The 21700-nt window shown below is 61.0% G+C and carries 17 protein-coding genes and 1 pseudogene; 10 read left to right on the forward strand and 8 right to left on the reverse strand.

Annotated features, from left to right (window positions below; translation table 11 throughout):
• Positions 1–12: 12 nt before the first annotated feature.
• The 3 genes from M0746_RS14445 to M0746_RS14455 all read left to right on the forward strand — a co-directional run bounded on the left by M0746_RS14445 (position 13) and on the right by M0746_RS14455 (position 3159).
• Positions 13–1029, forward strand: coding sequence for an arginine N-succinyltransferase (locus M0746_RS14445; protein WP_258449667.1), 1017 nt, complete (start codon positions 13–15; stop codon positions 1027–1029).
• Positions 1030–1090: 61 nt separating this feature from the next.
• Positions 1091–2125, forward strand: coding sequence for an arginine N-succinyltransferase (gene astA, locus M0746_RS14450; RefSeq protein WP_208937905.1), 1035 nt, complete (start codon positions 1091–1093; stop codon positions 2123–2125).
• A 164-nt stretch (positions 2126–2289) separates the two neighbouring features.
• Complete coding sequence (locus tag M0746_RS14455; protein ID WP_024012471.1) at positions 2290–3159, forward strand: isocitrate lyase/PEP mutase family protein; 870 nt, start codon at positions 2290–2292, stop codon at positions 3157–3159.
• 217 nt (positions 3160–3376) lie between these two features.
• On the opposite strand, the gene M0746_RS14460 is transcribed toward M0746_RS14455, so the two are convergent.
• Positions 3377–4615, reverse strand: a complete 1239-nt coding sequence (locus tag M0746_RS14460) for a M20/M25/M40 family metallo-hydrolase (protein WP_258449668.1) — start codon at positions 4613–4615, stop codon at positions 3377–3379.
• 212 nt (positions 4616–4827) lie between these two features.
• On the reverse strand, positions 4828–5901 hold the full coding sequence (locus M0746_RS14465; protein WP_258449669.1) for a diguanylate cyclase: 1074 nt from the start codon (positions 5899–5901) through the stop codon (positions 4828–4830).
• 177 nt (positions 5902–6078) lie between these two features.
• Here M0746_RS14465 and M0746_RS14470 point away from each other — a divergent pair, with 177 nt between their 5' ends.
• The 7 genes from M0746_RS14470 (at position 6079) to M0746_RS14500 (ending at position 14962) form a co-directional block, all read left to right on the forward strand.
• The gene (locus M0746_RS14470) at positions 6079–7533 is read left to right on the forward strand and encodes a flavin-containing monooxygenase (protein WP_258449670.1); all 1455 of its coding nucleotides are present in this window, start codon (positions 6079–6081) and stop codon (positions 7531–7533) included.
• A gap of 21 nt (positions 7534–7554) precedes the next feature.
• Complete coding sequence (locus M0746_RS14475) at positions 7555–8481, forward strand: alpha/beta fold hydrolase (protein ID WP_258449671.1); 927 nt, start codon at positions 7555–7557, stop codon at positions 8479–8481.
• 151 nt (positions 8482–8632) lie between these two features.
• Complete coding sequence (gene glcD, locus M0746_RS14480) at positions 8633–10132, forward strand: glycolate oxidase subunit GlcD (protein ID WP_258449672.1); 1500 nt, start codon at positions 8633–8635, stop codon at positions 10130–10132.
• Positions 10132–11181, forward strand: coding sequence for a glycolate oxidase subunit GlcE (glcE, locus tag M0746_RS14485; protein ID WP_258449673.1), 1050 nt, complete (start codon positions 10132–10134; stop codon positions 11179–11181). Before glcD ends, glcE begins: the two co-directional genes overlap by 1 nt.
• Positions 11182–11183: 2 nt before the next feature.
• A complete protein-coding gene (glcF, locus tag M0746_RS14490; RefSeq protein ID WP_258449674.1) occupies positions 11184–12404 on the forward strand; it encodes a glycolate oxidase subunit GlcF in 1221 nt (406 codons plus the stop codon).
• 83 nt (positions 12405–12487) lie between these two features.
• The gene (hglS, locus tag M0746_RS14495; RefSeq protein ID WP_258449675.1) at positions 12488–13876 is read left to right on the forward strand and encodes a 2-oxoadipate dioxygenase/decarboxylase HglS; all 1389 of its coding nucleotides are present in this window, start codon (positions 12488–12490) and stop codon (positions 13874–13876) included.
• Positions 13877–14134: 258 nt separating this feature from the next.
• Positions 14135–14962, forward strand: a complete 828-nt coding sequence (locus M0746_RS14500; RefSeq protein ID WP_258451485.1) for a glycosyltransferase family 2 protein — start codon at positions 14135–14137, stop codon at positions 14960–14962.
• A 320-nt stretch (positions 14963–15282) separates the two neighbouring features.
• On the opposite strand, the gene M0746_RS14505 is transcribed toward M0746_RS14500, so the two are convergent.
• The 6 genes and pseudogenes from M0746_RS14505 to M0746_RS14530 form a co-directional block, all read right to left on the reverse strand.
• Positions 15283–15867 carry a hypothetical protein gene (locus M0746_RS14505; RefSeq protein WP_208941122.1) on the reverse strand — a complete coding sequence of 195 codons (585 nt, stop codon included), beginning with the start codon at positions 15865–15867 and terminating at the stop codon, positions 15283–15285.
• A gap of 86 nt (positions 15868–15953) precedes the next feature.
• A complete protein-coding gene (locus tag M0746_RS14510) occupies positions 15954–16151 on the reverse strand; it encodes a hypothetical protein (protein WP_208937914.1) in 198 nt (65 codons plus the stop codon).
• An 11-nt stretch (positions 16152–16162) separates the two neighbouring features.
• Entirely contained in the window at positions 16163–16405 is a 243-nt protein-coding gene (locus tag M0746_RS14515; RefSeq protein ID WP_258449676.1) for a hypothetical protein, read from the reverse strand.
• Between the two features lie 755 nt (positions 16406–17160).
• Positions 17161–18239: pseudogene (locus tag M0746_RS14520) on the reverse strand (lipocalin-like domain-containing protein).
• Positions 18229–20700 (reverse strand): ABC transporter permease, encoded by a 2472-nt coding sequence (locus M0746_RS14525; RefSeq protein WP_258449677.1) that lies wholly within the window; start codon positions 20698–20700, stop codon positions 18229–18231. Before M0746_RS14525 ends, M0746_RS14520 begins: the two are co-directional and overlap by 11 nt.
• Positions 20697–21350: an ABC transporter ATP-binding protein gene (locus M0746_RS14530; RefSeq protein ID WP_208937919.1), complete on the reverse strand. Its 654-nt coding sequence runs from the start codon at positions 21348–21350 to the stop codon at positions 20697–20699. The genes M0746_RS14525 and M0746_RS14530 overlap by 4 nt, the downstream gene beginning before the upstream one ends.
• Positions 21351–21700 lie beyond the last annotated feature (350 nt).

A 21700-nucleotide genomic window follows, 5' to 3' on the forward strand; every position in this document is an offset into this window, starting at 1 on the left:
AGGAGTACATCCATGCTGGTCTTACGCCCGGTCGAGCAGACTGACCTGCCCCAGCTCCAACAATTGGCCCGCGACAGCCTGCTGGGCGTGACCTCCTTGCCGGACGACAGCGAACGCCTGCGCGAGAAAATCGCCGCGTCCATCGCCTCGTTTGCCAGCGCTGCGGCGGCGCATGGCCCGGAGAGCTATTGCTTCGTGCTCGAAGACCTCGACAGCCAGCGCTTGCGCGGCTGCTCGGAAATCCTCGCCACCGCTGGCTACGACGAGCCGTTCTACAGCCTGCGCAACCGCCATTTCACCAGCGCATCGCGGGAGCTGAACATCGAACACGGCGTGCCGGCGCTGTCGCTGTGCCACGACCTCAACGATCACACCCTGCTGCGCGGCTTCCACATCGACGCGGCGCTGGTGCGCACGCCCTTTTCCGAGTTGCTGTCACGGGCACGACTGCTGTTCATCGCTGCCCACGCGCCGCGCTTTGCCGAAGCGGTGATCACCGAAATCGTCGGTTACAGCGATGCGGACGGGCATTCGCCGTTCTGGGATGCGCTGGGCAAGCATTTCTTCGACCTGCCCTACGCCGAAGCCGAACGTTTGTGTGGCCTGCAGAGCCGGCGGTTTCTCGCCGAACTGATGCCGCAATACCCGATCTACGTGCCAATGCTGCCGCCCGCAGCGCAGGCATGTATCGGTCGCGTCCATCCAGACGGTCAGGAGGCGTTCGACATCCTCGAGCGTGAGGGATTCGAGACCAACAGCTACATCGATCTGTTCGATGCCGGCCCGACACTTTACGCGCGTACGGCCAACATTCGATCGATTGCGCACAGCCAGATCGTCCGCGTGCGGCAAGAGGCACACGTCGATGCGCGAGGCCGTTTTCTGTTGAGCAACGATGCGTTGCAGGGATTTCGCGCCATCGTCGCCGAACTGGATTACCACCCCGATCAACCGCTGTCCCTCAGCCCGGCCCTGTGCGCGGCGTTGAACGTGACTGATGGCAGCCCGGTCCGGCTGATTGCCCTGTGAATCCTGCTCGGATCCACAGCCAACGACTACGCCCGAACAGGCGCGCAGAAGGAGTTACACGATGATTGTCCGCCCGGTGAAAGTCAGCGATCTGCCCGCCTTGATGACCCTGGTGCAACAGGCCGGCCCGGGGTTCACCACATTGCCGGCCAATGAAGAGCGCTTGGCCCATCGCGTGCGCTGGGCGCAACGGGCGTTTGCCGAACAGCTGGAACGCGCCGACGCCGACTATCTGTTTGTACTCGAAGACGACGAGATGCGCGTGGTCGGCGTCAGCGCAATGACCGGTGCGGTCGGCCTGCGTGAGCCCTGGTACAACTACCGGGTCGGGTTAACGGTCAGTTCGGCCCCTGATCTGGGCATTCAGCGGCAGATTCCGACGCTGTTCCTCAACAACGAACTGACTGGCCAGTCGGAACTGTGTTCGCTGTTTCTGAGCCATGACCACCGTCTGGGCAGCAATGGGCGTCTGCTCTCGCTCGGGCGCCTGTTGTTCGCTGCCGAATTCCCCCACCTGTTCGGCGAAAAAATGATTGCCGAGCTGCGCGGCAGCGCCGACGAACAAGGCTGTTCGCCGTTCTGGGACAGTCTCGGTCGGCATTTTTTCCAGATGGATTTCAGCCATGCCGACCACTTGTCCGGCATGGGCAACAAGGCTTTTATCGCCGAACTGATGCCGCGCCAGCCGCTGTACACCTGCATGCTCACCGAAGCAGCCCAGGCCGCCATCGGTCAGCCGCACCCGAACACCGAGCCGGCGCTGAAAATCCTCCAGGCCGAAGGATTTACCCACAAAGGCTACATCGATATTTTTGACGGCGGCCCGGTCATCGAAGCACCGCTGCGCAATATCCGCACTGTGCGAGACAGCGTTGAGCTGACCTTGAGCCTGGGCAGCCCGGACGAACAGGCACCGTTATGGCTGATTCACAATCGTCGGCTGGAAAACTGCCGCATCACCGTGGCCCATGCACGGCGGGTCGGCAGCAGCCTGATGATCGATCGCCTCACGGCCAAACGCCTGCAACTGCAACCAGGCAATTCAGTGCGGGCAGTCGCGCTGCCGAATCAACAGCAACAGGCGGTGGCGGCTTAATCATTGCCACCGTCAGGGTAAATCCTTTCAGCAAAAGCCAGCCCAGCATGCTGCCTGCGCAAATTCGTCATGATCATTGACCCATTCGCGTGATAGCCTTTTCATTCTTCGGCGTTGACACATTTGTTCAAGCCGTTCCATTCCTTTGTATTGGTGGAACTCGAATGACCAGGCTTTCTCATCAAGACTTGCGCCGTAACTTCCGTCAGTTGCTGGCCTCCGACACCTGCTACCACACGGCCTCGGTGTTTGACCCGATGTCTGCGCGCATCGCCGCCGATCTCGGTTTTGAAGTGGGCATTCTCGGCGGTTCCGTGGCTTCGTTGCAGGTCCTCGGCGCCCCGGACTTTGCCCTGATCACCCTCAGCGAGTTCGCCGAACAAGCCACCCGAATCGGCCGCGTTGCCCAGTTGCCAGTGATCGCCGATGCCGACCACGGCTACGGCAACGCCCTCAATGTGATGCGGACCATTGTTGAACTGGAACGCGCCGGCGTCGCCGCCCTGACCATCGAAGACACCCTGCTGCCGGCGCAATTCGGCCGCAAATCCACCGACCTGATCACCGTCGCCGAAGGCGTCGGCAAGATCCGCGCGGCGCTGGAAGCCCGGGTCGACACGGAAATGGCCATCATCGCCCGCACCAACGCCGGCATCCTGCCGAACCAGGAAATCATCAGCCGCACCCGCCAATATCAGGCGGCGGGCGCCGATGGCATCTGCATGGTCGGCGTACAGGATTTCGATCAGCTCGAGCAGATCGCCGAACACCTGACCGTGCCGCTGATGCTGGTGACCTACGGCAACCCGGCGCTGCGCGACGACAAACGCCTGGCCGAGCTGGGTGTGCGCGTCACTATCGACGGGCATGGCGCTTACTTTGCGGCGATCAAAGCGACCTACGACAGCCTGCGCGAACAGCGGCAGATCTTTACCCAGGCCGCGGACCTCAGCGCGACGGAATTGACCCACACTTACACCCAGCCGGAGGAATACATTCTCTGGGCCAAGGAGTACATGAGCGTCAAGGAGTGATGCCCGAAACAAAAGCCCCTCACCCTGGCCCTCTCCCAGAGGGAGAGGGAACTGATTGGGGGATGTTCTGGATTTGCGCCGACGTGTGACACTGCACTAATGATCGTTCCCACGCGCAGCAAAGGAATGCAGCCCGGGACGCTCTGCGTCCCAGCCAAAGCCGAACGCGGAGCGTCCGTAGAGGCATTCCCACGCAGAGCGTGGGAACGATCGCCCTTCACCGCGGCTTGGCCAACTCCATGATCATCCGCGACAACAGATAAATCCGCGGCGCCACGCTCGCCACTTCGGCGTATTCCTCCGGCGTATGGATATTGCCGCCAACAATGCCGAAGCCATCCAGCGTCGGCGTGCCGACCCCGGCCGACAAACTCGCATCCGCCGCGCCCCCACTGCCCTCTTCTGTCAGTTTGCGGCCGATCTCGCCGTAGATGCCTTGGGCCATGGCCATCAGGCGATCCGACTCGGGCGTCTGCGGCATTGGTGGCAAGCCACGTTGCAAGGAGGTCTTCACTTCGGTTTCAGCAATCAGCTTGTCCTGGGAAACCCGCGCCAGGTCTTTTTCGATCCGGTCGAACTCTTCGGGCACCGCCGCGCGCACGTCAGCCTTGGCGGTGGCTTGATCGGGAATCACGTTGGTGCGATCGCCGGCCTTGAGCACGGTGAAGTTGATGGTGGTTTTCTTCTGTTCATCGCCGAGCTTGCCCAATTGAAGAATCTGGTGCGCTGCTTCCATGGCGGCGTTGCGCCCCAGTTCTGGCGCGACACCGGCGTGCGCGGCTTTGCCCTTGACCTCGACCAGCGCCGTCGCGCTGCCCTTGCGCCACACCACCAGGCCATCGGCCGGGCGGCCCGGCTCGAGGTTGAGGGTCACGTCGTGCTGTTTGGCGGTTTTCTTGATCAGGTCGGTGGCGACGTCCGAACCGGTTTCTTCGCTGGCGTCGAGCAGAAAGGTGATTTGCGCGTAGTCCTTGAAATCAAGGTTCTTCAGCACCTTCAGGGCATAAATCCCGGCGACGATACCGCCCTTGTCATCCATCACCCCCGGCCCGTAGGCGCGGCCATCCTTGATGTGAAACGGCCGCTCGGCCGCCGAGCCTTCCTTGAAAACGGTATCCATGTGCGCCATCAGCAGGATCTTCGCCTTGCCGGTGCCTTTCAGCGTGGCCAGTACATGGTTGGATTTATCCGGCGTATTCGGCACCAACTCGATCGTCGCGCCGAGCTTTTTCAGCTCGTCGATGGCAATCTCGCTGACTTGCTTGAGGCCAGGTTCGTAACCGGAACCGGAGTCGATATTGACCAGCCGCTCGAGCAGCTTCAGGGCTGCGGGCTGGTACTGCTCGGCATCGGCGAGCACTTGTTTGTGCGGTTCGGCGAAGGCGCCGGTGGCGGCGAGGGTCAGAGACAGGCCGAGGCTGGCGGCCAACAGGGAGCGAGGAAATGAGAACGTCATGAAGCGGTCCTTGTTTCGCGTACGGGGCCTTTAACCGTACCCGACATCGGCGCGAGGCTCTACACCGGATGCGACACTGATCTAACCAACGCCACAACCCCGCTGTAGGAGCGAGCCTGCTCGCGATGGCGTTGTGTCAGTCGACATCGATACCAGCTGACACGACGCCATCGCGAGCAGGCTCCCTCCTACAAGGGATTTGTTGCACGCATTCAGACCGAATCGAGCACCGCCTGTCGAGGCTGCTCGTCGCAATTGCAGATCACCCGATTGCGCCCGCTCGCCTTGGCTTCGTACAACGCCTGATCGGCCTCATTGAGCCAGCGCATGGCGTCGGCATGCGTTGGATCGTAGGCCGCCAGGCCGATGCTCAAACTGACTTCAAGCGCCGGATTCTGCTCGTAGCCCAGCGTCGCGAAACGCTCGCGCAACGCCTCCATGGCCTGGGCGGCGTTGAACAGTGGCAGTTCGGGCAGGATCACGCAGAATTCATCGCCGCCGTAGCGCCCGGCCACATCCGTCGCGCGCAGGTTGTGCTTGAGCAATTTGCTCAACTGGCGCAACACGATATCGCCCGCGACATGACCATAGGTGTCGTTGATCGTCTTGAAGTGATCGATGTCGATCAACGCAATCGCCGCGCCCTGCTGCTGGCGTCTGCAACGTTGAAACGCAATCTCCAGTTGATCCTTCCAGGCGCCATGATTGAGCAGCCCGGTGAGACTGTCGGTGCGGCTCAGGGCAAGCAGTTCACGTTTATGTCGGCCAAGGTTGTAGGCCTGACGAAAGCAGATCCAGCCCAGTGCCAGCGGGTATAGCAGCAATAACGGGAAACAGGCATACATCTGTGCAGGCGAAGTTTGCGGGACGAATGCCGGGGCAAACACCGCCAGGCCGACGAACACCCCTAGCAATTGCGCCGCAGAGCCTGCCATCAGAAAGCGTGCACCGCCGATCGCGACGTTGTTCATCGCCATCATTGAAATGGTCACCGCCGTGGGCAATGGATTGAAATGCATGGCGGCGACCCAGAAGCCACCGAAAAAGGCATCGATCAACAGATTCCGATGTTCAGCGTGATAGGGAACGCTGGAGCGGCGTGCCCATTGAAACGCCAGGTGCGGCCAGACCAGGCCGTTGAACAGCATCAATGCCCAGACCCACAGCGGCGGATCCAGCGCATACATCGCCACGGACACACACAGCAGCCCAAGCAACAGCCCGAGGATTCGCGACGTATAAAGCCTCCTGGCTAATGAAAGTCCCTTTCCTCCGGCATTTCCCATAAGGACCTCGACCCCGCACTCCGCTGTGCGGACGTGATGGGAGTCTATCAGGGCGACGTTAAATAGCCATCACCGGCCAGCGGGCTGAATAGCGCGATATCAGGACCGCGCACAGGACAAATATTTGGCTATACATGAAAGGAGCAAAATGGAAAAACAACTATAAGAAGGAGGCCCATGCGCACCTACCAAGTATTGATCATCGGCAGCGGTTTCGGCGGCCAGTGTGCGGCGGTCAACCTGCTCAAGGCCGGGATCGACGATTTTCGCCTGCTGGAGAGACGGGGCTTTTTCGGCGGCACCTGGTGCCAGAACACCTACCCCGGCGCCGCAGTGGACGTGCCGTCGCCGCTGTATTCACTGTCGTTCGCGCCTTACCGCTGGTCGCAGATGTTCGCCGGCCAAGCCGAGCTGCAGCGCTATACCAAGCACGTCATCGAGCAGTTCGGTTTGCGCGACCGCGTCGAGCTGGAAGCCAATGTCGAACGTGTCGAATGGGACGAGTCGGAAAAACGCTGGGCCGTGCATACCAGCCGCAAAGGCCTCTTCCATGCACAATTTCTGATCAACGCCAGCGGACCGCTAAGCCAACCGGTGATCCCGGACTTCCCCGGCCGGGATCGCTTTCAAGGCAAGACTTTTCATACAAACAACTGGGACCACAGCTACGACTATCGCGGTAAACGCGTGGCCATCGTTGGCAGTGGCGCCAGCGCGGTCCAGGTGATTCCGACGATTGCCCCGCAAGTCGAACATTTGCACGTATTCCAGCGCACACCACATTGGGTGTTGCCGCGCGCCGATCGCCCATTCGGCCCCGTACAACGCTGGCTGCTGGGTCGCAAACCCGCCTACAAACTGCTGCGCTGGCTGATCTACTGGCAGTTCGAAACCCGTGTCATCGCTTTCAAATACTCGAAACCGGCGATCCATATGGTGCAGCAGCACGCTCTGCGCTTTCTCAAGCGTCAGGTACCGGACCCAATCTTGCGGGAAAAACTCGTCCCGGACTTCACCATCGGCTGCAAACGCGTGCTGGTCTCAAGCACTTACTACCCGACATTGAGCCGCCCGAACGTCACATTGCATAGCCGCGAACAAGGCATCGCCTCTATCGACGAAACCGGGATCAACACGCAGGACGGCCAACACATCGAGGTTGATCTGATCGTCTGGTCGACCGGTTACGACGCCACCGACGGGGTGATTTCCTACCCGGTCAGCGGAAAAAACGCCGTGCAGCTCAGCGATGTCTGGGCCGAATATCCGCGCGCCTATCTGGGCACCAGCCTGCCGGACTTCCCCAACCTGTTTATCGTCACCGGGCCGAACACCGGCATTGGCCACACCTCGGCGCTGTTCATTATCGAGTCGCAGATGAACTACATCATCGATTGCATCCGCACCGTGCGCGATCAAGGCTTGCGCAGCATCGAAGTTCGCCGCGACGCGGAACGTACCTACACTGCAATGATCCACCGGGAAATGCAGCGCACGGTGTGGAAGTCCGGTGGTTGCCACAGTTGGTATCAAAGCCAGAGCGGTCATGTGATCGCCATGTTTCCCGGCTTCAGTTTCAGCTATTACCGTTTGACCCGGGCGCTGAAACCCGCCGACCACATTTTGTCCTGAACACGTAAAAGGAAGACGTCGATGCTTTTGCTGCTTGTCGCCCTCGCGGTTTTCGTGGCCTGGAGCTGGTTGAGTTATCCGGCGGTCGGGCACTGGCTGTACGACCTGAGCATGGCCATCGAGGCCAGGTTGTACAAGTTGCACAAGATCGAAGTGCCGATTGCCGAGATGACGGTGTCGACCTGGCAGGGCGGGCCGTATGAAGCGGCCAGTGCGATCCTGATGCTGCACGGTTTCAGCGCCGACAAGAATCTGTGGCTGCGCTTCTCCCGGCATTTTGTGCGGCAGTATCGGGTGATCATTCCGGACTTGCCCGGCCATGGTGAAACCGGCTTCAAGGCCGGTGGCGGTTTTGACATTCCGCTGCAGGCCAAGCGCATGATCCAGTTGCTCGATGTCTGCGGCGTGGAAAAAGTGCATGTGATCGGCAATTCGATGGGCGGCTACCTTGCGGCGTGGCTGACGGCAACCTATCCCGAGCGCATCGCCTCGCTGGCGCTGATCGATCCGGCGGGCGTCACCGCGCCCGAGGCCAGCGACATGGAGCGGCATCTGGCGCGCGGGCACAATCCGTTTCTGGTCAATTCGCGCGAAGAGTTTCGCTATCTGTATGCAATGACCATGGCCTCACCGCCCTGGGTGCCGAAAGTGGTGCTCGACGCCATCGCCCAGCGCTACGTGCAGCAACGCGATGAACTGGAAGAAATTTTCCGCGACTTCCGCGCCAGCCCGCCGATGGAGCCGAAGTTGGCCGAAATCCGCTGCCCGGCGTTGTTGCTGTGGGGGCGCAAGGATCGCCTGATCGACGTGAGCAGCGTGCCGGTCTGGAGCAAGGGCATCGCCAATTTGCGCGTGGACGTCTGGGACCACGTCGGGCACATGCCGATGGTCGAGCAGCCGACGAACAGCGCACGCCTGTATCAGACGTTTCTCGAAAGCCAGCGATGACAACTTCCCCTGATTGTCCTGGTCCTGATCGTTCCCACGCTCTGCGTGGGAATGCAGCCCGTGACGCTCCGCGTCACTGGACGCAGAGCGTCCCCAGAGGCATTCCCACGCGGGAGCGTGGGAACGATCAGCGGCGGGGCCTGGAGCTGAGATGAACATTCTCTACGACGAGCGCCTCGACGGCCCGCTGCCGCAGGTGAACAAGGCCGAACTGCTCAAGGCACTGCAACGGGCCGTGCCTGATCTCGACCTGCTGTGGCGCGAGGAGGAACTGAAACCTTACGAATGCGACGGCCTCTCCGCCTACCGCACCACGCCAATGCTGGTCGCCCTGCCCCGGCGTCTCGATCAGGTGCAGAGCCTGCTGAAACTTTGCCACGCACAGAACGTCCCGGTGGTCGCGCGTGGTGCCGGCACCGGTTTGTCCGGCGGCGCCTTGCCGCTGGAACAGGGCGTGCTGCTGGTGATGGCGCGGTTCAACAATATTCTGCAGATCGACCCCGCCGCCCGCACCGCGCGGGTTCAGCCGGGGGTACGCAACCTGGCGATCTCTCAGGCGGCGGCGCCGTTTGGCCTGTACTACGCGCCGGATCCGTCCTCGCAAATCGCCTGTTCGATTGGCGGCAATGTCGCCGAAAACGCCGGGGGCGTGCATTGCCTCAAGTACGGCCTGACCGTGCACAACTTGCTGAAAATCGAAGTGCTGACCATCGAAGGCGAACGCCTGACCCTGGGCTCCGAGGCCCTGGATTCGGCAGGTTTCGATTTGCTCGCGCTGTTCACCGGCTCCGAAGGCCTGCTGGGGATCATCACCGAAGTCACGGTCAAGTTGCTGCCCAGACCGCAAGTGGCGAAAGTCCTGCTGGCGAGTTTCGATTCGGTGGAAAAGGCCGGCCGCGCGGTGGCCGAAATCATCGCTGCCGGAATCATTCCCGGTGGCCTGGAAATGATGGACAACCTGGCCCTCCGCGCCGCCGAAGACTTCATCCACGCCGGTTACCCGGTCGATGCCGAGGCCATTCTGCTGTGCGAACTCGATGGCGTCGAAGCCGATGTGCATGACGATTGCCAGCGTGTACGCGAGGTCATGCTTGCCGCGGGTGCGACTGAAGTGCGTCAGGCGCAAGACGAAGCCGAGCGCGTGCGTTTCTGGGCCGGTCGCAAGAATGCCTTCCCGGCGATTGGCCGTTTGTCGCCGGACTATTACTGCATGGACGGCACCATCCCGCGCCGCGAATTGCCCGGTGTCCTGCAAGGTATCGCCAGACTCAGCGAAGAGTACGGTTTGCGTGTCGCCAACGTATTCCATGCCGGCGACGGCAACATGCACCCGCTGATCCTGTTCGACGCCAATCAACCGGGCGAACTGCAGCGCGCCGAAGCCTTGGGCGGCAAGATCCTTGAACTGTGCGTGCAAGTCGGTGGCAGCATTACCGGCGAGCACGGTGTCGGCCGCGAGAAAATCAATCAGATGTGTGCGCAATTCAACAATGACGAACTGCGCCTGTTCCATGCAGTAAAAGCGGCGTTCGATCCCAAAGGCCTACTCAACCCCGGCAAGAACATCCCGACCCTGCACCGCTGCGCCGAATTTGGCGCCATGCACATTCACGCCGGGCAACTGCCCTTCCCCGAGCTGGAGCGTTTCTGATGGCCGATTTCGACGGCGCCAGCGCCCTGCTCGAGCAGGTCAACGCCGCGCGCGCCAACCGCACACCGTTGAAAATCCAGGGAGGTAACAGCAAGGCATTTCTCGGCCGCGAGGTGGCGGGCGAAATACTCGACACGCGTGCCCACTGCGGCATCGTGCGCTACGAACCGACCGAACTGGTGATCACCGCGCGTGCGGGGACGCCGTTATCGGAGTTGTTGGCGGCGCTGGATAACGCCGGGCAAATGCTGCCGTGCGAACCACCATCGTTCGCCGACAGCGCCACCGTCGGTGGCATGATCGCCACAGGTTTATCGGGCCCGCGCCGGCCGTGGTCAGGCTCGGTACGCGACTTCGTACTCGGTACGCGGGTCATCACCGGCCTCGGTCAGCACTTGCGTTTTGGCGGCGAAGTGATGAAAAACGTCGCCGGCTACGACCTGTCACGGCTGCTGGCCGGCAGTTTTGGTTGCCTTGGCGTGCTCACCGAAGTCTCGCTGAAGGTCCTGCCCAAACCGCGTCAATGCCTGAGCATTCGCCTGGATATTGACTGTGCTCGTGCCTTGGTCAAACTCGCCGAGTGGGGTCAGCAACCGCTGCCGATCAGTGCGGCGTGTCACGATGGCCAGAGTCTGTATCTGCGCCTTGAGGGTGGCGAGGGTTCGGTAACTGCGGCGCATCAACGCCTCGGTGGCGAGCTGTTGGACTCGATTTTCTGGCGTGACCTGAACGAGCATCGCCTGGCCTTTTTCGATGAGGGCCTGCCGTTGTGGCGTCTGTCGCTACCGAACAATCTCGGCCCGCTGGAGCTGCCCGGCGAGCAATTGATCGACTGGGGCGGTGCGCAACGCTGGCTGAAATCTGCCAGCGCGGAAATTCACACCTTGGCCCAATCGCTGGGCGGCCATGCCACCTGTTTCAGCCACGGTGTCAGTGACACACCGTTCCAGCCGTTGGCGCCGACGCTGTTGCGCTATCACCGCCAGCTCAAGGCGCAACTCGATCCGCAAGGGCTGTTCAATCCCGGGCGGATGTACGCGGAGTTCTAGCCATGCAAACCACTCTGAGCGAGAAAGCGCGACAGCTGCCCCGAGCCGCCGAGGCGGAAAAGATTCTGCGCACCTGCGTACATTGCGGCTTTTGCAACGCGACCTGTCCGACTTATCAACTGCTCGGCGATGAACTCGACGGACCGCGCGGGCGGATTTATCTGATCAAGCAAGTGCTCGAAGGCGCGCCGGCGACTGCACAAACGCAATTGCATCTGGACCGCTGCCTGTCCTGCCGCAATTGCGAAACCACCTGCCCGTCCGGCGTTGACTATCACAACCTGCTCGACATCGGCCGTGCGGTGGTCGATCAGGCCGTGCCGCGCCCGCCGGCTCAGCGGCTGTTGCGTGAGGGCTTGCGGGCCTTGGCGCCGAATCCACGCGTGTTCAAAAGCCTGCTGCGGGTAGGCGCGACGTTTCGCCCGTTGTTGCCGCGCTTGCTGGAAAGCAAACTGCCGCATCCTGTGTCAGTCACTAATTTGCGCCCGGCCCCAAGGCATGCGCGCCGCGTGTTGCTGCTTGAAGGTTGCGTACAACCGGGATTGTCGCCGAACACCAATGATGCAACGGCGCGGGTGCTGGATCGACTCGGCATCAGCGTTATTCCGGTTGCGGAGGCCGGATGTTGCGGCGCGCTGGATTATCACCTCGATGCCCAGGCCAAAGGCCTTGATCGCGCCCGGCAAAATATCGATGCGTGGTGGCCGCATCTGCAGAACGGCGCCGAAGCGATCGTGCAAACCGCCAGCGGCTGCGGCGCGTTCATCAAGGATTACGGGCACTTGCTGGCGGACGATCCGGCTTATGCGGCCAAGGCGCGGCAGATCAGCGAGCGGACGCTGGATCTGGTGCAGATCCTCGCGCAGGAACCGCTGGAACAGGTGTGCGCCGCCAGTGAACAACGAATCGCCGTGCATTGCCCATGCACCTTGCAGCACGCGCTGAAACTCGGCGGCGCGGTGGAGTCGGTGTTGACCCGTCTCGGATTCAATCTCACCGCCGTACCGGACGGCCATTTGTGTTGCGGCTCGGCGGGCACCTATTCGCTGACGCAACCCGTGCTGGCCCGGCAACTGCGCGACAACCGTCTCAACGCGCTGGAGAGCGGCCGGCCGCAATTGATCGTCACTTCCAACGTCGGCTGCCAGAGCCATCTGGCCAGCGCCGGTCGTACCCGCGTGTTGCACTGGATCGAACTGGTGGATCAGTCGTTGGCAGAATGAAGTTCGTAGGATTCTTCGTTTGCCCGCGTAGGTGAAGGCTGCGATCTTTTCTGCTATCCATTCCGTGACCTGGCAGGAATTTCATGACCGTGCAGCCGTTTGTCAGCCCCGACCTGATCCGCCAACGCTTCTCCAAAGCGATGTCCGACATGTACCGCGAAGAAGTGCCGCTGTACGGTGCGCTGATGCAATTGGTGGAGCAGACCAACCGCGATGTGCTGGCTAATCAACCCGACATAGCCCGGCAACTGCACAGCACCGGAGAATTCGAACGACTGGACATGGAACGCCACGGCGCCATCCGCGTCGGCACCGCCACCGAACTGGCCACCCTCGCCCGCCTGTTTGCGGTGATGGGCATGCAGCCGGTGGGCTATTACGACCTGACGCCGGCGGGTGTTCCGGTGCATTCGACGGCGTTTCGCGCAGTGCATGAAGACGCCTTACAGCTCAGCCCGTTTCGCGTGTTCACCTCGCTACTGCGCCTGGAGCTGATTGAAGATCCCGACGTGCGCGCCTTTGCCGAATCGGTGCTGGCTCGGCGTTCAATTTTTACCCCGCAAGCATTGCGCCTGATCGCCCAGGCTGAAACCGCGGGCGGGCTGAATGAAAGCGAGGCCGAGGCATTCGTCCTACAGGCACTGGAAACCTTTCGCTGGCACCACAGCGCCACCGTCACCGCCGCGCAATACCAGACGCTGAGCGCGCAGCACCGTTTGATCGCCGACGTGGTCGCCTTCAAAGGTCCGCACATCAACCACTTGACCCCGCGTACGCTGGATATCGATAGCGTGCAGGAGCAAATGCCCAAGCATGGCATCACGCCCAAAGCAGTGATTGAAGGCCCACCGCGCCGGCAATGTCCGATCCTGCTGCGCCAGACCAGTTTCAAGGCACTGGACGAGCCGATCGCCTTCATCGATCAGCAGCAGACTCGCGGCAGTCACAGCGCGCGCTTCGGCGAAATCGAACAACGCGGCGCCGCACTGACGCCCAAGGGCCGCGCGCTGTATGACCGCTTGCTGAATGCGGCGCGGGATGAACTGGGCGAATTCCCCAATGAAAGCAATGCCGCACGCTACAACGCGTTGATGACTCAACACTTTGGCGAATTTCCTGACAGCGTCGAGGGCATGCGCGAACAAGGGCTGGCGTATTTTCGTTATTTCGCTACGGAAAAAGGCAGGGCGGCCAGCGGACTCGGCGAATCTTCGCTGGAGGATTTGTTGCGCGAGGACTATGTGAAAGCTGAACCACTGGTGTACGAAGATTTCCTGCCGGTGAGTGCGGCGGGGATTTTTCAGTCAAACCTCGGGGATGCCGCGCAGACGCACTATGGCGAGCATTCCAACCGCCAGGCGTTCGAACAAGCGCTCGGACGCGCGACCATTGACGAGTTGGGCTTGTATGCCGAGACGCAAAAGCGGTCGATCGATGAATGCGCTGCGGTATTGCGGATTAAATTCCGCTGATTCCGGGGAACCCACAAATCCCCTGTAGGAGCGAGCCTGCTCGCGATAGCGGTGTATCAGCCACCAAGGATTTGCCTGAACCGACGCCATCGCGAGCAGGCTCACTCCTACAGGTTTTGTGGTGGATTAATGCTCCGCGGCAACGCGCATGTCGACGGGCAGCGCGATACCCGCAAATTAAGCTTCGCCTAAGCTTCCCTCGCTAGCATCGCGCCTCATGAACCCTGTCGTCATGAGCCGTGAATGAATTCTTCCGAGATGCAAGCCTTCGATTTCTCCAGCCAGCCGCCAGCGAACTTCAGCCTGGTCCTGGTCAATTACAAAACCGCTGACATTACCCGGATGTGCCTCGAACTGCTGCGTGAGCACGTTCATGCGCAGCGCATTCCGGTGTGGGTGGTGGATAACGATTCGGCGGATGCCAGCCTCGATTACTTGCGGTCGCTGGATTGGATCAATTTGATCGAGCGTCCGTCGCCGGGCAAGGAAGCGGGACATATTGCCCACGGCAAGGCGCTGGATCTGGCCTTGGCCAAAGTTGAAACCGATTATCTGTTTTTGCTGCATACGGACACTTTTGTCTACGACAAGGAAGTGTTTGCGATGATGATGCGCGAATGCGTCAAGTCGCCGGACATGGCGGCGGTGGGTTGTGTCGAACAACTCAACCGCGGATTACTGCGCGATACGTGGCGGTTAACTTCGCGATTCTGCAAGCACCATGTTCGTCGAGCGAAACTGCATCTTGGCATGCGCTCGAAACAGCCGCGGCCTTATAAAGAAACGCATTTGAAAAGTTTCTGCACACTGTGGAATGCGCGTCTGATGAAATCGCTGGGCCTGCACTTCTGTATGGACGATCAAGTTCCCGGTTATGCCCTGCAAGATCGCATGAGCGGTTTGGGCTATGGCATCAAGTTCCTCTCACCGCGCAAGATCTTCAGTTATCTGGATCACATCCAGGCCGGCACCGTCGCTGCGGCAGGCATTTACGGGGATAACCACCGGCGGACGAAGATGTACCAGGCCACGCTGAGGCGCCTCCAGGTACAACAAGGCAAAACAGACATGCACGCCTCGGCGTAACGCGAAGCAACAAAAAAGGGCGACTTTTCAGTCGCCCTTTTTGTAGCGGAAAATTGTATACATCGATCAAAACAGGTGTTCGCCCAGTGTAATGGCCTGGCAATCCATGCACCGGTAAAGAGCCCTGACACTGGGCGAACCGGGAGGATTTTAATTGAAGTTGGCGGATATGTCGTCAGGCTGGAACATGAAATTTTTGTACTGGGAAGTTAAAAAGTGTGTCTCGTCGATATTTACCGGGAAACTTCCTACGGCAGTTTTTATATGATTGTTCTCATACACAAAGCTGTACAAGAACAATCATCTTGTAGAGTTAATACTCAAGTATCGTGCTGACTGGTCACTTTCAGGATATCGGTGTAAGTGACAATAACGCTCTGCCCCACTTTCAAATCCTTGAGCTTGGCTTGAATCTCCGGCTTCTTCACATCAAGCGTCTTCGATTGTCCGGACGGGTTCTGGAGCGTGACCTGATTGGACTTCAAATCAATTTTGCTGATTTTCAACTGCACCTGTACCTGCCGGTAAGCCTCGCCACCGGGGTTGTCGCTGCCCGGCGCCTTGCGCAATTCGCCGGTGCGCTCGGTGGTGCCCGGCAGACCTTTATCCACATCGGTATCCAGATAAGCGGCAACAGAACGCTGCACCTCGATCTTCACTAGATCGCCGGCCTTGAGATTGGCCAGGTTCTTCGCTTTGTCGCTGAGCTGAACGTGGACTTTCGCGCCTTCCGGCCCCTCCAGCACCACCTGATGATTGGCCGGATCAACCGCCAGCACTTTGGTAGTGACGACATCCGCTTCAACCGTGGCGGACAACGGAATATCGGCAGCCCAGGCGCCGAAACTGGTGGCAGAAAGGAGCGTTGCGAGCGTGATGGCCTTGGCCAGTGCGTCGAGCTTCATATGCATGACTTTCCCTGTTATGAAATGGCGACGCCCGCCGCCGAAGCGACTTCAGCAGCGGGCGTGCCAGTGAGCATAGACGCTGTTCAGGGCTTGACTTGCGTTTGTGGCCCTCGCGTGTGCGGCTTTGCAGTCTCCTGAGCGGTCGATTCGCCGCTCGGTGTGCCTTTGCTGCCCTGTCGCTGCTTGGGATCGGTCGGCCGCAGAGCATCATTGTCACGCTCGGTTTCACCGGCCGGGCGCGGTTCATCGGGATTGTCGTTCTGGCTGACAGTAGTGTTCATGGGGCGAATCCTCAAGCTTCGGGGTCGTCGAGTTCGCGGGCGACGTTGACCGCGGGTGAGTCCTTGTGCAGATCATCGGCCTTGGCGCGCATGAGCTGCCACTGTTCAAGATCGATTGCGCCCTGGCCGAGCAAATCGTCGGCGATGCGCTGCAGATCGAGATAGTGAGCGTCGGGGGAGTTTTGCCAATAGGACTGATCGTCGTACAGGCGTTGCCAGGTATTGAGGTCTGGGGATTGCAAGTCGTCGCTCATGGTGAGTCCGGAAATTCGCGGGTTTCTGGGTAGAGCGGCGGGTGGCGGAGAGAGTTCCGGACGGTTTGCCCAGCGGTAGAACGCGGACAGGGATTGCTGGGTGAGGCTTGAAACAGCCAGAAAAATCAAAAGCCCCTCACCCTAGCCCTCCCGAAACGTCTGACCGCCCGTAGGGAGAGGGGGACTGACCGCGTTGATTGGCAGACATACGCCAACATGCAATACCGAGTCGAATGCAAATTTCAAAACCAACCAAAACCGGCCCCCTCTCCCTCGGGAGAGGGCTGGGGTGAGGGGCGAATCCACCGCAAACCCCAAGCCAAACACCCGCTTCTCACCACTCAACAATGAGCGTTAGCTCGAGTGCTCTTGATCTTGATCTTGCGTCACCGGCGACATCGGAAGGCTGAGTGGAGGGATTGATCCGGGCGTGGGAGCGCAGCGACCGTCTGGCGCAGCCAGACACAGCGGAAGGAGGTGCAGCGAAGCAAACCGTAGCCGCTGCGCCCGGATCGATCCCGGAGCGAAGGGACCCGAGCCTGCGAGGGCCGAACGCAGGAGCAAGCGTTTTTTGCTTACTTTTTTTGGCGTCTGAAAAAAGTGAGTCGCCGTCAGGCGAAACCGCCAGCCGCAGCACCCGAAGCAACGGATATGTACACAAAAAATAGAAAACCAGCGCCTGAAAGAAAGCCATCGCCAGCAGGCTGGCTCCCACAAGGGTATCTATCGCGCCGTCCACGAAAAACCGGGACAACTCAATACCCGGTCATCTCTAGATATCCCCGCCCCGCATGACTCCCCCAATCCCCACCGGCCCTTCCCAATAAGGAATACGCAAATCCATCCACGCGTCACGATTAAGCGCATCGACGCTGATGTCGAGGCGCTTGTCAGGAATACGGACCCACCACTTCACCGGCATCGACCGCCCAGCAACCTCAGCCGTGTCCTGCGGCACAAGACTGATCTGCTCACTGCGCAACGTCTGAATCTGCCCATCCGCAGCAATCCACGTACCCGTCAGATAAGCCGCCCCCTCCTTCTGCCGCATCCGGTAAAGCATCACATGCTCACCACTGTCCAGATGCAGGGAAAACCAGTCCCAACCGGTCTGATTGGCGGTCAGCGGCTGGCTGCTCCATTCCCGGTCCAGCCACGCTGGCCCGCTGACCGTGTAAGTCTGACCATCAATCTGCAGCGTCCCGCTGGCCTGAAAAAACGGCTGGCTGTAGTAATACGACGCCTGACCCTGCTCGGACTTCTGGCTGAAACCCTTGTCGCCCTGCAACACCAGCGGCCGACTGGACGTCAGCCGCAGGTCATAAGCGAAGTTTTTATCGCGAGCGCGCAGCTGCATGTCGCTCAACGGGTCCGCCGCCTTGCCGGCAAACATCCAGTCATCGATCCATGCCTCGAACGGCGCCAGGCGCACACCCGCCTGCCCGACGCCACCGCGTGCGTAGCGCTCGGCGGCGTGATGCACCGTGCTCGACGTCACGGCTGCATGCCCCAGCCACACCGTCTGGTTGCCCCACCCTGGCTGCTCCGCCTCGGGTTTCAAGGCGCTGCGAAACAAGGTCCATTGCACGCCGAAATCGTTGCCTTGCTGATCCTTGAGATTCGCCGTGACGTACCACCATTCGATGCGAAAGCCATCATGCGCGCCGTGATCCGCCGGAAAACTGAACACCCGCCCCGGCACCACCGGGGTGAACGCCTGCGCCTGCGCGCCCATACCGGCAAAGCCCTTCTGTTGCGGTACGGACTGATCGCAAGCTGTCAGCAACAGCGCGGCCAGCAGCGCGGCCAGCAGCGCGACGAGCTTAATCCTCATGGGCAAAGGTCCTCAGCAGATCCGCCGGTTGCGTACGGTACAGCGAATACAGCGGCCACGCCGAAGCAAGCAAGGTCGCCAGCAACGCCAGCCCCATCAGTTGCAGCAGTTGCCACGGGAACACGCGCAACGGCAGGCGCCAGCCGAACGCCTGGACGTTGATCACCGCATCGAGGCACCACGCCAGGGCAATGCCCAGCGGCAACGCCAATATCAGCGTCAACACCGCCAGCAGCCAGGTCTGGCCGAGGTTGAGCAGCATCAGTTGCCGCCGCGTTACGCCCAGCGCCCACAGCGGCGCGAGCTGGCCGAGACGGCTTTGGCTCTGCGTCAGCAGGCTGATGAACAACGCGACGCCCGCGACCGCCAGGGTCAGGCTGTTCAACGCCGCCGTCGCAGCGAAGGTGCGTTCGAAGACCTGTAGCGACCAGCCTTTAAGCCGCGCCTGATCAATGATGCGGCTGTCGTCCAGTTGAAAACGTGTCTGCAAGGCGTTCAGGAACGCCGGAATGTGCTGCGGGTCGATGCGCAAGTTGAAACGGTTCGGCGTCAGTTGCGGCCAGCCACGCAGCAGGTGATTGCTGTTGACCAGCAAGTGGCCCTTGGGATTGCCGTAATCGGCGTAGATACCAACGATGCGCGGCGACCATGTGCCATTTGGCGCGGGAATCGTCAGCCGATCGCCCGCGCGCACCTTGAGCCGGCGCGCCAGTTGCTCGCTGAGCATCACCGCATCGTCTGTCGCCAGATGCGCCCACGGGTCGCTGCCGTTGCTTTCGAGCAGCGGCCAATGCTGGCGATAATGCGGATGATCGACGATGCCGAACAGCTCCGCCGGCCAGCCTTGCAGGGTCACCGTGACCTCCCAGTTGGGCAGCACCGCGCGGACATTCGGCTGCTGCTTGAGCCAACTGTACATTTCCCGCGACTGGGCCGGATTGCTCGGGTTGATGTACAGCTCGGCGCTCAGGCGTTGTTCGAGCCAGTCGTTGAAGGTCTGGCGAAACCCGGCGGTCATGCTGCCCGCGCCGATGTTGGCGGCGAGCGCCAGCAGCAGCGCCATCAGCGCCAGACTCAGCGCCGGCAATTGCTGCCGACAATCGGCGAGAAACCACTGCCCCAACACCGAACGGCTGCGCCCCAGCAACGGCTTCAAAAGCGCGCTGAGCAACACCGGCAAGGCCAGCGCCGCGCCGAGCAGCAGCCCGGCCATCAAGACGAAGCCGCTGCTCAAACTGTCGCCCCAGATCAGCGCCGCCAGTGCAATCACCAGCAACCCCGCCGCCAACCAACCCTGCCGACGCAACCAGCGGGAATATTGCTCGTGCCAGGCCTGCGGATCGGCGACCGCCAGCAACGGTAGACGCGCCGCCCGCAACAGGCTGCTGGCGCCGGCGAGCAAGGCGCCGAGCAGACTCAACCCGATGCCGCTGAACCACCACCAAGGACTCAAACGCAACTGCCCCGCCACTTCCGCGCCATACAAACCGCGCAGGCTGGCGGCGACATCCGGCAGCAACACACTGGCCAGCCAGTAACCGCTGATCACGCCAAATACGCCGCCGAGCAGCGCCAGCACGCCGAGTTCGACGATCAGACAAGTAATCAGCATCCGCGCACTGACGCCGCAAGCGCGCAACGTACGCAACAGGCCACGGCGCTGTTCCAGCGCCAGGCCAATCGCCGCGTGAACGATGAACAAACCGACCACGAACGACAGAAAGCCCAACGCATCGAGATTGAGGTGAAAGCTCTCGGTCAGCCGCGCGAGGTTGTTTTCTTCGCCGCTGCTTTTGAGTTGCAACTGGCCTTTCAACGAGGCCGGCAACTCGGCGTGAAAATCCTTCGGCAGCAGCATTCGCGATAGCTGCCCCGGTTGCTCCAGCACGGTTTGCGCCACGCCGATGTCCACCAGCAACACGCCGGGGGCCATGTCTTTCTGGACCACGAGCGGCGGCAGAATCTGACCGTTGACTGCCTGCGGCGTAGCGCCTTCGCGCAGTTGCAGCGCTTGCAAGGTATCGGCGGAAATCCACGTGCTGCCCGGCGGCGTGAAGAATTCGACAACCCGTTCGATCGGCATGGCCTGCCCGGCCACCGCTGAGTCAGACGGCAATGACACCGGTTCGATCCCCATCAATTGCAGGCGCTGGTCTTCGTGACCTTTGAGCAACAAACGGCTCTGCAACAGCGGCGACACCGGCCAGCCCTGGCGGCGCAAATCAACGAACCATTGCTGGGTGAACGTCGCCCCGCCCGGTGTGCTCAGGCTGGCCTGCGGTTCGCCGCCGATCAGTTGACTGGCCCGCGCATAACTGTCGCGCGCCTGGCTGTTCAACGCCTCGACGCCGGTCAGCAAGCTGGTCGCCAGCCACAACCCGGTGAGCACACTGAAAAACTGCACCGGATGACGCCGCCAATGGCTGAGCAGCGCGCGCAGCGTCTGCCGGAAAACCCTCACGTCAGGCGCCCGCTGGACAGCACCACTTGCTGCGCCAGGCGCGCCGCCACCCGTGGACTGTGGGTGACCATCAGCAACGTCGTCGGCGTGTCATCGAGCAGTTCCAGCAACAGCCGCAGCACTTCATCGCTGGTGGCTTCATCGAGGCTGCCGGTCGGTTCGTCGGCCAGCAGTAACTTGGGCTGCGACGCCAGCGCCCGGCCCAGCGCGACCCGCTGCTGCTGACCACCGGAAAGTTGTTCGGGATAACGCTTGAGCAAATCGCCCAGGCCCAGACGCTGTACCAGATGCGCCTGCCAGCGCGGCTCATGACGGCCGGCCAGCCGCGCCTGAAACGCCAGATTGTCTTCAACACGCAAACTGCCGATCAGGTTGAACTGCTGAAACACCAGACCGATTTCCGTACGCCGCCAGTTGGCCAGTTGCGCCTCGCTCATCGACTCCAGCCGATGTTCACCGCTGTGAATGCTGCCGCGATCAACCTTGTCGAGGCCGGCGACCAGATGCAGCAAAGTGCTCTTGCCGCTGCCCGATTCGCCCATCAGCGCCAGGCTGCTACCGGCCGCCAGCGACAGGTCGACACCCTGCAACACCGGCAGCGAACCTTGCGGCGTGGAGTAACTTTTGTAGACGTTGCGAACCTCGAGCATGGCTGAACCTGATCAATGAGCCTGGGCCAAGGATAGCGGCATGGACCGGTTTTGTGCGCATTGATAGAGCTCGACAGGGTTACCCCGCTTGTTATTGGCGTCGCTCGGGAAGGCCTCATCGCTTGCAGGCAAGCGCCCACATTTGATCGCATTGTTTCAGCTGGAATGCGGTCAACCTCTGAGAGCCGGCCTGCTGGCGAAGGTGGAGGTCAGGCAGATGTTTGACTCAGTCCTGAAAATCAAAAGCCCCTCACCCTAACCCTCTCCCGGAGGGAGAGGGGACTGACCGCGTTGATTGGCAGACGTACGCCAACATGCAATACCGGGTTGTACACACAACTTGAAAAGCC

The organism is Pseudomonas sp. S11P7 (assembly GCF_023195435.1).
Classification (GTDB): domain Bacteria; phylum Pseudomonadota; class Gammaproteobacteria; order Pseudomonadales; family Pseudomonadaceae; genus Aquipseudomonas; species Aquipseudomonas fluorescens_G.